The sequence below is a fragment of the Paenibacillus sp. FSL F4-0122 genome, assembly GCF_038002845.1.
Taxonomy (GTDB): domain Bacteria; phylum Bacillota; class Bacilli; order Paenibacillales; family Paenibacillaceae; genus Paenibacillus_AQ; species Paenibacillus_AQ odorifer.
Genome location: NZ_JBBODI010000001.1, coordinates 865354 through 878385, shown reverse-complemented (window position 1 = coordinate 878385; position 13032 = coordinate 865354). Strand labels below are relative to the sequence as shown.

Annotated in this window: 10 protein-coding genes and 1 pseudogene; 2 read left to right on the top strand and 9 right to left on the bottom strand. The window is 45.3% G+C overall.

Annotated elements, in window-relative coordinates:
• Nucleotides 1–84: 84 nt before the first annotated feature.
• The 9 genes and pseudogenes from MHH49_RS03615 to MHH49_RS03575 form a co-directional block, all read right to left on the bottom strand.
• Nucleotides 85–1665 carry an oleate hydratase gene (locus MHH49_RS03615; RefSeq protein WP_339211553.1) on the bottom strand — a complete coding sequence of 527 codons (1581 nt, stop codon included), beginning with the start codon at nucleotides 1663–1665 and terminating at the stop codon, nucleotides 85–87.
• A 157-nt stretch (nucleotides 1666–1822) separates the two neighbouring features.
• Nucleotides 1823–2392, bottom strand: a complete 570-nt coding sequence (locus tag MHH49_RS03610; RefSeq protein WP_036681438.1) for a TetR/AcrR family transcriptional regulator — start codon at nucleotides 2390–2392, stop codon at nucleotides 1823–1825.
• A gap of 19 nt (nucleotides 2393–2411) precedes the next feature.
• Entirely contained in the window at nucleotides 2412–2750 is a 339-nt protein-coding gene (locus tag MHH49_RS03605; RefSeq protein ID WP_341137892.1) for a hypothetical protein, read from the bottom strand.
• A gap of 102 nt (nucleotides 2751–2852) precedes the next feature.
• Entirely contained in the window at nucleotides 2853–3374 is a 522-nt protein-coding gene (locus MHH49_RS03600; protein WP_036681441.1) for a hypothetical protein, read from the bottom strand.
• A gap of 153 nt (nucleotides 3375–3527) precedes the next feature.
• Nucleotides 3528–4508, bottom strand: coding sequence for an RluA family pseudouridine synthase (locus MHH49_RS03595; RefSeq protein ID WP_076099010.1), 981 nt, complete (start codon nucleotides 4506–4508; stop codon nucleotides 3528–3530).
• A 95-nt stretch (nucleotides 4509–4603) separates the two neighbouring features.
• The gene (locus tag MHH49_RS03590; protein ID WP_038569199.1) at nucleotides 4604–4792 is read right to left on the bottom strand and encodes a CLC_0170 family protein; all 189 of its coding nucleotides are present in this window, start codon (nucleotides 4790–4792) and stop codon (nucleotides 4604–4606) included.
• 18 nt (nucleotides 4793–4810) lie between these two features.
• The gene (locus MHH49_RS03585; protein ID WP_036681449.1) at nucleotides 4811–6034 is read right to left on the bottom strand and encodes a Ger(x)C family spore germination protein; all 1224 of its coding nucleotides are present in this window, start codon (nucleotides 6032–6034) and stop codon (nucleotides 4811–4813) included.
• Nucleotides 6027–7130 (bottom strand): GerAB/ArcD/ProY family transporter, encoded by a 1104-nt coding sequence (locus MHH49_RS03580; protein ID WP_036681452.1) that lies wholly within the window; start codon nucleotides 7128–7130, stop codon nucleotides 6027–6029. The genes MHH49_RS03585 and MHH49_RS03580 overlap by 8 nt, the downstream gene beginning before the upstream one ends.
• Nucleotides 7078–8576, bottom strand: a pseudogene (locus MHH49_RS03575) (spore germination protein). The gene MHH49_RS03580 and the pseudogene MHH49_RS03575 overlap by 53 nt, the downstream one beginning before the upstream one ends.
• Nucleotides 8577–8904: 328 nt before the next feature.
• On the opposite strand from MHH49_RS03575, the gene recQ reads away from it, so the two are divergent.
• Together recQ and MHH49_RS03565 are read left to right on the top strand one after the other, a co-directional pair.
• Nucleotides 8905–10740, top strand: coding sequence for a DNA helicase RecQ (gene recQ / locus MHH49_RS03570; RefSeq protein ID WP_038569203.1), 1836 nt, complete (start codon nucleotides 8905–8907; stop codon nucleotides 10738–10740).
• A gap of 15 nt (nucleotides 10741–10755) precedes the next feature.
• Nucleotides 10756–12663: a B12-binding domain-containing radical SAM protein gene (locus tag MHH49_RS03565; RefSeq protein ID WP_341137891.1), complete on the top strand. Its 1908-nt coding sequence runs from the start codon at nucleotides 10756–10758 to the stop codon at nucleotides 12661–12663.
• The last annotated feature ends 369 nt before the right edge of the window (nucleotides 12664–13032 follow it).

The window sequence follows — 13032 nt, the reverse complement described above, 5'->3', positions numbered from 1 at the left end:
TTGATAAACCTGTTCTTTTGTTGCTTCCCACACTCAAAAACAAGCGCTCCCGATATCCGGAAGCGCTCGCCGCTGATTGTGGTTTTATCTGAAAGATGTAACAAAGCTTGAGAATAGTGTGCGTACATCGTATTGATATTGGTTGATTGGCTCGATAGGCCGTTCGATACCAAGTAGAGTATATACCGCAATTCTCGCTGCTCTCACGGAGTATTCTTCAGTGAATACAACGTCATCTGGAATTTCACAGAATTGTCCAATAAAGGCCAGGTTCGTGGAACCCTCAGGGACAACTTTTGGTCGGTCACTATTGAGTCTAGGCATGAACTGAGAAGTGATATAAGGCATCATGCAAGGAATACAATTGGCGGTAGCCATGATCTCGTCCTTATGTTCTTCAAAGTGAAGATGACCGATCAATTCTTGCATAATTTCTTCGCCGGTACAATCACACATTCTCTTTTTCACGAAATCTCCAACTTTGTCTGGATACAGTCCGTAACCCCAGAACACTTTAACATGCTCAGGCTGATTGCGGAAATGCGGTTGGAAGGCCAGTACAACGGACATAAACCAGCTCGAATCCTTAAATGTGACCAAAGCGCCTGTGCCGGCACGGTTACGTGTGAATTTTTCCATCAGATCGAAGAATTTGGAGTCATGGAAAGTTACAGTAAAGGACTCCCATTTCGAACCGTCTACATGATCATCGAACGAAGAAGGATTGCCAAGACTTGGTTTCTTGGAAGCGATGTTTTCCCATAATTTCCACGAGCTTCCCTTGCCGTTAAGGCGTGGAGCAGAAGTCATAGAGCCAAGGCTGGAGCCTTCGGTCATAGAACCGTTTGTGATAATTACGAGATCATCTTCTTTTACATCAATCACATCTTTGACACCTTCGCGCACTACATTCATTTGGGTTACGGTAATTCCGTCACCTTTTTTGAACTGCAGATCAGTAACTGTACATTTCAGTGTGAAATCGACACCGAATGGTTCAAGATATTTGTGCAAAGGCAGAATGATGGAATCATATTGGTTATAAGGAGTGCGAGTTACACCTTCCAGTGTTTGAATTCTTGGGAATTCATGGAAGAAACGAAGCATATATCTTTTAAACTCTACAGCGCTGTGCCAAGGTTGGAATGCAAAAGTAGTAGCCCACATATACCAGAAGTTTGTTGTGAAAAAGTGAGGGGCGAACCAGTCGTTGATACGCGCTTTACCCATTTTATCTTCTTGTGTAATAATCAGCTTGCCCATAGCGAGACGATCAGCCATATCAAAACCCATGGACAATACATCTTCTACTTTGCCGTCTTTGTTTACAAGTCTGGCGTTTGAGTGTGTTGGGTTTGCGGTATCAAAAGCAATAATTTCATCCCGCACAGACAACCCCGGACGGTCGACAGAAGGAATCGTTGTTAATAGCTCCCAGAGATTCTCATAAGCTTCATCGTTGAGCATACGGCCGCCGCGGACAACGTAACCATGTTCAGCGTCACCTGCGCCGTCATTGCTACCACCAAGAATCTTCATCTCTTCAATAATGTGAATGTTTTGTCCCGGAAAATCACAGTCTCTGACCAGGTAAGCAGCGCCCGCTAAGGATGCAATTCCGCCACCGACAAAATAAACCTGTCTATTACCGTACTCTTTTTTCACAATGGTCGCCTCCAAGTAGTTGTTTAAATAATCACACTCTTAATGTAAACCAACTCCTATTTTGAAGGTATAATCAAACTCTTTAGAGTGTCTGGATTTTTGTCATTATGGGTGATCTGTCTAGTTTTTAGACAAAAAAAACCGCTGCAACCAAAGGTTACAACGGATGGTTCTCATATTTGTGTAAAGCTTTCAGAAAATTTCCTTCAATTAGATCACTTAGCTTCTCAATCATATGGTGCGGCTGTTCCTTCATGCCTTCTCTCATCCACTGAATGATTAGGCCTGTGAAGGCTAGCGTATAAAAATTGGCTATAAAGTGCTTGTCTTCTTCGCAAACCTCCATCCCGGAGGACAGCTCGTTTATAACCCCCATGATGAGATCGTTTGTCACCTCGTACAGATATGCATCCAGATGATTTCTGCCTAATGAATTTAGCGTGTTACAGCAAAAGGATTTATTCCGCTCAATGTAGCAGAAGATTCTATAAAACCCGTCTGTCCAAGTGCTGTAGCTGCGATACTGGGCGAGGCTTTCGACAGCCTCAGTCTTATAAATCCAACCTAGCAAATCAAATATATCCTGGAAATGATAATAAAACGTTTGTCTGTTTAGTCCGCAATGGTCCACTAGTTGTTTAACAGTAATTTTATTGAGCGGTGTATGCTCCATTAGCTCTTTTAAAGAATGCGACAATGCATTTTTGGTTAGAAAAGAATTGGACAACAGCGTTCACCTCTTCCATTCAAGACTTCGATGCTCGCTTATACAGCAGACGAATACCTTCGGCTAATAAACCCAGTGCAAATCCGGCGCATGAAAATAAGGAAAACGCGAGGAAGCCTGCGAGATCCTCCCAACCGGACATCTCTTGGTAGGTGTAGCCCAGCATAAATGCCGCACCTATGATTATTCCCGCCGTGCTAAATACCCAGAGCAGACGCGCTCCGAGCCAGCCTAATGTGTTGACGATCCCAGCCACTACAACGGAAAAAAGAGCAAAGCGCAGTAAGAGTGTGGCATCCATTTCCTGGGCCAGCATCACGAATCGGTGGAGGGAAGAGAAGCCATAGAAGAATGGCATAAACGGTCATCCAGAGAAACCAACTTTTACTTTTGGCAGCAGGCAGGAATTTCATTTCATGCACACCTCTTTTCCCATAGTACGAACGTTAAAAAGTAGGGATTATACCGTGAAGGATTCCAGTTCTTCCGCACTTTGCAGCAGGTGGCTTAGCAGGTTTGGAATGTCCTCCATTTGCTCTTCTGTGAGTTGTCTTTTGAATTGCAGCTCGATGCAGTTATTGTAAGTTTCACTTTCCTGGCCATATATGAAGCTTAAAGATTGCACAGGCTGGAAATCAGGTCCCCAGATCGCTTTTAGAATACTGTCTATCGCCTGACATTCGCTAGGAATATCTTCGACTTCCATATAAAAACGAAGTGAAAGATTACAGCCGGGATCCGTATTAGGAACCTCCAAGATTTCATCGCTGAGATCTTTCGTGGACGAAGTGAGCAGGATTTCGGCGGTTACTTTCCTGCCTGCAGTTAATTGGAAGGAGAGACTGAACTCTCTGGACATCAGCGCCATATTCAGAAGGTCGGAGCGATCCGTAACCACCAATATTCCGTCTAAATTATCGTAGTCATAAATCTGGTTCTCAAAGGCGATCTTAATATTATCGAAAACTGTAGGGTGGAACAATAAGAGCACCTTCTTTGTTTATTTATATTGTAACATGATGTGATAGGAAGTTAAAAAAAGACGCCCAGGACCAAATGGACCGGGCATCTTGTGTAGAAGTTACGGCTTCCCATAAGAGGGAATACTCCTCGGTTGTGGGTATACGTTCACTTCTTAGTTTGTAGGCGCAGGCGCAGTATATTTCAGGAACGTCTTCGGAATCGGGCTCTCAAAGGTCATCAGTTCTCCAGTGGTTGGATGAATAAAAGAGAGCACTCGAGCATGTAGGCCAAGTCTTCCTACCGTTTTGGTCTCTGCACCATATTTCTTGTCACCTGCGATAGGGTGGCCGATATCTGCCATGTGCACCCGAATCTGATTTTTTCGTCCGGTTTCGAGCTTAACCTCTAGCAAGGAAAAATGGCGGTTAGCCTGAATGAGTTTATAATGTGTAATTGCATGTAGTCCATCGCCTTCATGAGGACTGGAATACATTTTAAGGGTTGAGGTTTCTTTGAGCCACGAGCTTATCTTGCCTTCAGGTCTTTTAACCGCGCCTTCCACGAGCGCTACGTAAGAACGTTCCTTCACGGTATCTTTCCAAGTAGTTTGTAGTGCTTGCTGAATCCTTTCGCTTTTGGCAAACATCATTACGCCTGATGTATCTCTGTCCAAACGATGTACGACAAAAATCCGATTTTGTGGATTGCTAACACGGACATGCTCCATGAGCTGGCGGTAAGCCGTCAATTCATTTTCTTCCGCAGTGGCGATAGATAGCAGTCCAGCATCCTTTTGAACAATAATCAGGTCTTCATCCTCATGAACGATTTTAAGTCCGATCATCTCTGCTGTTTGTACAGGCTTCTCTTGATCAATAGTAACGTTTTGACCCGGATGCAGTTGGAAATTATGCTGTGTAACTACCTTATTATTCACCGACACTTGTCCACGCGATAGGATGGATTTAATCGCATTTCGTCCGCGACCCGTGACGTGGGTGAGTAAGAAGGGCAATAGTTCAGAAGGTTCGTTTACAGTAAATGTTTTGGGTGCTGCGGGTGCTTTAGTTTTATGATTAAGCTTGCCAGTAGGCTTGCTGTGAGAACGAGTACCTCTTTTGGCTGTTTCTTTAGGATTTCTTCTTGAGTTCATGGATGCATTCTCCGTCCTTTAATATTGTACTCCTCAATATACCATGGGCTGTTAAGAAATACTATGGAGAGGCAGGCGTACTGGTTTGCTGCTGCTCAAAGATAGAACAGCTGTGCTAATCCAAGAAGCAGGAATAAACCGAGATATACCCAGCCTAACCTGCGGGCATATTTCTTTTCCCGGGGCATGGCGCTTACAGCATAGATCTTGGTATCCACAGTAAGCAGGAATAGTCCGGAGAGCAGGAGCACGAGAGTTAAATAAGTTAGTTGATGATAGATCATTTGAACACATCCCCATATCTAGTCTTCTTTAAGACCGACTCTTTCAATATTCGTCTTCACATTAAGTTCTATAGAGAGATCAGAATACTGTTGCTCCCAGTCATGTTTGTCACGAACATTAGCTTTCCAGTAGGAAGGAGCATATGCACGAACATATTCACCCATGCCAAAGATATCCGAGTGAGCCTGTTGCGTCTGTTTAATCAGATGGTCGAAGATGGTGAGGACTCCTTTTTGAAAGTTGGCCTCAAGTTTTTTTAAATCCTGGCTGGAATCAATACGAATATTATTACCTAGGTGCTCATCTAGCGCTGCTTCTAAAAAAATATTTATAGTGATATGGGGTTTGCCGTCTTTGATTTTAACTTTAGACCTTGTAAATCGGTCGTTAACTTTAAGAGTCAGTGGGCCAAAGTCCTCTGAATTGAACATGACGGAATAGCCCCCAGGATCAAGACCTTTCATGGACATATATGCGCCAATCTCAATGGGAGTAGTCGAACCAACCATAACGCCTCCGCTAAAGTAAGCAAGACCTTTTATCAACATATTGTCTTTTTGATGTAAAGACACATAAGGCAGATAACCGCTCTCTCCCCATTTAGATTCAGCTGACCAGAATACGCCTATATAGTTAGCTGGGAACTTTCCGGATCTCACGGCTTTTTCCATGGTGGATAGGATATAGAGGGTTGGAACTCGCTGAAGTGGTGGATTAATATTCATAAATTTAGAAGCCTCGCCTTCGGACACTAATAACCAGGTACGGCGACGGACTTCAGGGTTGCGGCGTAAATAATCATTTAAATCCGACAGGTTTTTGCGTGCAAAATCCTCGCTGATGATAATCACCCGAAGATGGATGAGGTAACGTGGGTCAGAGATCTGTTGTTGCAAATTGTTTAAGGCATCATCTAGTGAGTAACCGTAAACTTGTACAACCCAAACCGGATTTTGATTCCCCCCGCTACCTTCTCCCCCGCTGCTAGGACCTAACGGAACTCTCCCTGGAACTGCAATTTGGGCGGTCACACGGATTTTGGGCAAATTAATATTTGCGCTTTTTAGATGTGTCGTTTGATCATCTTCGGTTTTACTATTTGCCGGCACTGAATCTATAGACAATCCCAGCACTAATGCACGATCTTCAATTTCGAGCTGGTCCCAGCAGCCCGTAAGGAATACAAATACCAGAGAGAGAAGGAGGAGAAGACTAATACGCTTGTTAATTACTTTATTCATTCGATAGCCCTCCTTTTTGCCGAATCAGAGCTATTAACCATAAAAGAAGAGGGTAGAGAGTCAAAAAAATCAACCCGATAATCGCTGTGACGGAAGAAAAGGTATAAACCTGGTAAATATTTCTTGGCAAAAGTGAAAAGACGAAGATAAGTGGAAGTGAGAAGCTTGATACAAGGCGGTGATCTTTGTACCGAAATACTTGCTGAAGTGAATATGCTGCTAAGTAGTAGTTCGTAAAAATGGTAGTAAATATAGATATTACCCAAACAGTAATAAACAGCGCATCGAATCGTTCTAGTAGTCCTGCACCAATAGAAATGGAGCGGGCGGTTTCTAAGGTTGGATAAGCGAGTAATTTGGTTTCTTGCGCTCCGAACATTCCTAAAGTGGCCGCAACAATCATTACATAGATGAAGCCAATAATAAAAAGGGCAGCAGCTCCTGCTTTAAGCACTTGCTGAGGTTTTTTCATTAAAGGAACCAGCAGTGTGATGACAAATGTGCCCTGATAAAGGGCAGCTGAAGTGACAGTCCCTTTGGAAAAGCTTGAAAAGGTGATGTAATTTCCAGTGAGTGGAAGTAAGTTTAAAGCATCTACATTTTTCATGGCTACTAATATAATGCTGAGAACGGTTAACAAGATGAAAGGCAAATAAAAAATATGTACATAGGTGAATTTCACAATGTTTCTGCGGATAGATAAAGCAGCCAAAATAAGCATTAATAGAATGACCGCTTCGATAGGTGTTTTTTTAAACACGACCGCAACACATACCTCTCCGAATTGACGCATGGTAATCCCGGCAGAGAAAGCAAAAAACAAAGAGATAAGTACATTGAAAATATCCGCGATGCTTCTCCCGACTAACCGGCGGCTGAATACAAACAGAGTTTCATTGGGGAATTTCCGACATACAGCGGCTGTAAACCAGCAGCCTAGAAATGCAACAGGGATGCCTGAAGCCGAAACCAGCGGCGCCCCACTGTCTCCGGCTTCAGCCATATAACGGGGAATACTCAAGATACCTATTCCAATAATCGTACTAACGACTACTGCGACGACTTGGATCGTTGTTATGGGGCGGTTGTTGTTCATCGAGTTCACCCTTCTCCTTAAAAATCTGATCTGAATACGTCGTTGGTAACTCATGAGCGAGACGAGTAGGGTCTTGAGTGTTCAAGAAGCTCGGACGTCTTCTCATCCACCATAAGGGGACACGAATCAGACTGTCCTTCAGATCTCTCCATTTCGTGGGCACATATGGTGTCATGTAAGGAACGCCAAAGGATTCCAAGAATAATAAGTGATTCACGATAACGATGGTACCTAACATGACTCCGTAAAGACCAAAACAACCGGCTAGAATAATCAGTGGAAATCTTAGCATTCTGGATGAGATAGCGGCATTATAGGCAGGGGTGGCAAAAGAACCGATAGTGGTTATAGCGACAATAACAACGGTTGTCGGACTTGCTAGACCTGCTGAAACAGCAGCCTGACCAATAACAAGAACACCTACAATAGAAAGGGCGCCCCCAATCATTTGTGGTAGACGAATAGTTGCTTCGCGGAGCACCTCCATGAAGACCTCCATAATCAGAACTTCCAAGACCGCTGGAAAAGGAACTCCTGCTCTACCCCCTGAAATCGCTACGGCAAATTCGGTAGGCATAAGCTCCGGGTTGAAGGAGATAACGGATACATATAGAGCAGGGAAAAAAGAGAGAACAACAGGGCAATTAGTCGAATCCCCCGGATTAGGCTGCCTACAATAAAACGTTCCGAATAGTCGTCTATGGTCTGAAAAAATTGATTGAACAATGCAGGGACGATGAGCGAGAATGGGGAGCCATCTACCAGAATGATGACTCTTCCTTCCAATAAGGCTGCCGCTGATTTATCCGGACGTTCTGTTGGTTGAACCTGAGGAAAAGGAGATAATGGGTTATCCTCAATGAATTGCTCGATGTACCCTGCATCAAGGATGCTATCTGTGTTTATCATGGATAATCTCTTCATCACTTTTTCAACCAATTCAGGATCTACTATCCCTTCTATATAGCACACAGCAACCTGTGAGCGTGTCCGCACACCAAGCGGAGCAGTAATAACCCGGAAATCTGGCGTTTGCAGCCGATAACGGAGTAAGGAAAGGTTTGCCTCCAAGTTCTCTATAAAACCTTCGCGTGAGCCACGAATTACCTGCTCGGTCTGTGGCTGTTCAATGCTGCGATGTTCGATTTTACGCAAATTGAAGTGAAGTGCTTGATCCATACCATCTATAAGGAGTACAACGCTCCCTTCTAATAGAGCGAGTGGCAGAGAATTTAAGTCCTTCGTTCGGTTCCCAGCCGCTATTTGTATGGTCGTATTCCAGATGAAATCAGGCAGATCCTTGCGCTCTTCAGGAATTGTCGAGAGATCAGAGGGAGGGCTCATTAACGGTTTAAGCACATGCTCATGAATTTGATTTTGGTCCACCAAAGATGAAAAAAAGATAATTACCGCATCATATAAACCGTATACCCGAAAATTACGCACAACGAGATCTGCATCTTCTCCAAAAATTTGGCTAATGGCTTTAATATTATTTTTTAGGTCGGGATCTAGTGGCTTTTCCGAACGCTGATCAGGAATGGTGGGATCTTCGTGCGTTTTTTTTTGCTTAAAAGAACTATAGTTTTGCTTCCAGTTTTGCACGGCTATTCCCCTTTCCTAAAGAATGATGATTTTTAAAGCTTGGCTCAAAAGCGCTCCTTTTATGTAATTTTTCCAAAAGGAGAAACGAAAGAAGGACTTCTAGAGTGTTGCTCATTACACCATTGACCGCTAAACTAAAGATAGAAACGCCTAAGGAGTCATGATAGATATGAAGATGCAAGCACCTACTATTGAACAGGCGCAGGCTGAGCTGCAAAAATATTACGGTTATCCAGACTTTCGGGATGGCCAGAAAAAGATTGTTCAGAACTTGCTGGAAGGACGCGACACATTGGGAATCCTCCCTACGGGTGGCGGGAAATCAATCTGTTATCAGGTTCCTGCATTGCTCCTGCCAGGGCTGACACTGGTGATATCACCACTGATCTCGCTGATGAAAGACCAGGTGGATGCGTTAACTACCGCGGGTATTCCGGCAGCCTTTATTAATAGCACGTTAAGCGGAAAAGAAGTGAATGAGCGGATTCGGGCTGCCCGGCGGGGTGATTTGAAGCTGCTCTATGTTGCGCCCGAAAGGCTTGAGCTGGACTGGTTCCGTCTGGAAATGGCTGAGCTGTCAATTTCCTGCGTGGCTGTTGATGAAGCGCACTGTGTATCCCAGTGGGGGCATGATTTTCGGACAAGTTATCTGTCTGTGTCTCCATTTGTAGATGAGCTGCCTGACCGGCCGATCTTGGCTGCATTTACTGCCACGGCGACGCCGGAGGTTATGGAGGATATGGTCCGGCTGCTGCGTTTGCGCGAGCCGGGTATTTTCATGACGGGACTAGGAAGAGACAATCTGGCAATGTCCGTACTGCGGGGAGAGAACAAGCGGGAGTTCGTTATGGATTATGCGGCTACGCATTCCCACCAGCCGGGGATTGTATATGCGGCAACCCGCAAAGAAGTGGATGATCTGTATCAGAGGCTGCAGGCCTCTGGCATAGCAGCAGGTCGCTATCATGCGGGTATGAATGATCAGGAGCGGGCAGATAGCCAGGAAGGGTTCCTCTATGACGATATCCGGGTTATGGTGGCTACGAATGCCTTTGGGATGGGGATTGATAAATCCAATGTCCGATACGTAATTCACTACAATATGCCCAAAAATATGGAAGCTTATGTTCAGGAAGCGGGTCGTGCTGGACGTGACGGGGAGCCGAGTGAATGTATTTTGCTGTTTAGTGCGCAGGATATTATGACGCAAAAGTTCCTGATCGAGCAGAATCCACAGGATACTGACCGTAAAGCTAACGAATATCGCAAGCTTCAGCAAATGATTGATTATTGCTATACTACTCGCTGCTTGCGCAGTGCCCAGCTGGATTATTTCGGGGAAGAACATGGGGACAAGCCATGTGGTATCTGCAGCTCATGTACGGATGAACGAGAGCTAGTGGATATGACCGTCGATGCGCAAAAGATCTTCTCCTGCATTCACCGCATGCGGGAGCGTTATGGTGTAGCGTTGGTAGCATCTGTGCTGAAAGGCTCTCGCAATCAAAAGGTGATGCAGTACGGCTTCGATAAGCTGCCCACACATGGGGCGATGTCGAGCCGGACGGAGAAGGAAATCTCAGAGAGTATCAATGTGCTTATCTCAGAAGGGTATCTTGCCTTGTCGGAAGGCCAGTACCCTGTAGTACGGCTACAGCCTCTGGCTGCCGAGGTCCTGCGCGGACAGCGTGAGGTGATGCAGCGTGTGGCGCGGCCTTCGCGGGCAGGCACAACATCCGGTACGAGAGTTCGTAGTCGGGGACATGACCTGTCGCCATCAGCCGTCAATGAGACTGTCTTTGAGCAGCTGCGTCTTATCCGGCGTGAATTGGCAGGACGCGAGCATGTGCCATCGTACATTATTTTTAATGATGCCACGCTGCGTGAGATGAGTGTGGTTTGCCCGCAGACCGAAGCGGAAATGCTGAGGGTAAAGGGTGTTGGGGAAGTGAAATACCGGAAGTACGGTAAGGCATTCTTAGAGTTTTTTCAAAATGAAATGTAGAAAAGGTCGTGTAACATGAAAATCGTCCTGACCACGTTAAACGCCAAATATATTCATACCTCACTCGCAATCCGCTTGCTAAAAGCGTACAGTGAGCATGAATTTAAGGATATTCATTTGGCAGAGTACACCATCAAAGATCCCGTGATGAATATCGTGTCCGACTTGTTTCAGAAACGGCCAGATGTGATTGGCTTCTCCTGTTATATCTGGAACATCGAAGAGACGCTGAAGCTGATCGGTATTCTTAAGCAAGTGATGCCTGAAGTTACGATTGTTCTCGGGGGACCGGAAGTTTCGTATGAGCCGCTTCATTGGATGAAAAGAGAAGCTGGCATTGATTTTATAGTCAATGGAGATGGGGAAGAGACGTTCCACCATTTGCTGCAGGAGCTAAGGGATGATCGGAAGTTTCACTTTGTGTATGGAGCCGCTTATCGCAAGGGAGAAGAGATCATCGTCAATCCTCCACGTCCCAAAAGCGATCTGAATACGCTGCCTACGCCGCATCGTTTTCCTGAGGATATTCCAGATTTGAGTAAACGTATTGTTTATTTTGAGACGAGCCGCGGATGCCCATTTAACTGCCAGTTCTGTTTATCCAGTATTGAAGTAGGCGTACGTTATTATGATATTGAACGAGTGAAATCTGATCTGCTTTATTTAATACAGAATGGCGCCAAAATCATTAAATTTCTGGACCGTACCTTCAATATCAACCGCAACTATGCGATGGAAATGTTTCAATTCCTGATCGATAATCATCAAGGCTGCGTGTTTCAGTTCGAAATTACCGCAGATATCATGCGGCCGGAAGTTCTGGATTTCCTATCTAAGAATGCGCCTCCGGGTATTTTTAGATTTGAAATTGGGGTGCAATCTACCAACGATGAGACAAATGAGCTTGTTAAACGCCGCCAGAATTTCAAAAAGCTGTCCCGTACCGTAATGAAGATTAAGGCAAGCGGCAATATCGATCAGCATCTGGATTTGATTGCCGGACTACCTATGGAGGATTACAGTACCTTCCGTAAAACGTTTAATGATGTATTCGTTATGGAGCCGGAAGAGCTACAGCTAGGATTCCTCAAAATGCTGCGGGGAACGGGGCTGCGGGCGCAGGCGGCTAAATATGATTACACGTATATGGAACACGCACCTTATGAAATCCTTAGCAGTCATATGATGCCTTTCTCAGACATTATCCGTTTGAAGCGGCTTGAGGATGTGCTGGAGAAATACTGGAACAGCCACCGGATGGACCATACGGCCAAGTACTTGATCCGTCATGTATTTGATTCGCCATTCGATTTCTTTCAGGAGTTCGGTGACTACTGGGAGGAGAGAGGCTGGCAAAAGATTGGCCATCAGCTGGAAGATCTCTTCACCCGCTTGCAGTCCTTCCTGATAGATCGCGGGACGCCATCTATGGATGTTATAACTGGCTTGATGAAGCTCGATTATTTCCTTGGACACAAGTACAAGCCGCGCAAAATCTGGTGGGATTTCGTGCTGGATAAATCGGATTGGTCGAGCTATTTGAAGGATATCGCGGCTAATCCGGGTCAAATTTCTGCCCAATTGGCTGAAGCAGGACTTAACGAAAGAGAACTGCAAAAGTATACTGTGCTGGAAGTGTTGCCATTCTCGCTGGAAGCGGTGTTGGATTCCATCAGCGGCATGCGTGCCGATGAGGGCCTTGAGGATGGTGAAGCTGATATGGCTAATCTGGAGGCGTTGCCTTCGGCAGACTCGCCATTACAGGAAGCAGCAGATAGTAGTTTAGAAGAGACTGCCCAACCAGCAAGCTCGGCTGTAGCAGTAGCGGAGCCCGCTTCCATTAGGGAAGGGCGCACGCTACTAATCGTAATGTATCAGCAGAACGAGAGCCAACGCGCTCAGTACTACACACTGCCTTTGTGATAGGCGGGTGGAAGGATAGACCGTTCCTTAATGGGACGGTCTATTTCTTTTGCCTTGTGCGCTAGCGCATCTGAGTCCGGAAGCGGCGTGGGAAGTGATGATGTGTAGTTAGCGTCATCTGGGTCCGAAAGCGGTGAGTAACCCGTCGCAGGCGGACCCAGGGGACCTTATACGTGGAATTATCCTGTTTTTTGGATGCTAACGGACCGCATAGTCGCTATTGGCATGAAAAACACCCAATATGGACCTGTTTCGCTTGAATAGCTGCACTGGAGTCCGAAACCCAACTCGAAAGGCTATAAATTAGCAAATAGCGTCATCTGGGTCCGGAAGTAGCGGGGAGAGTAATGATGTGTAGTTAGTGTCAAC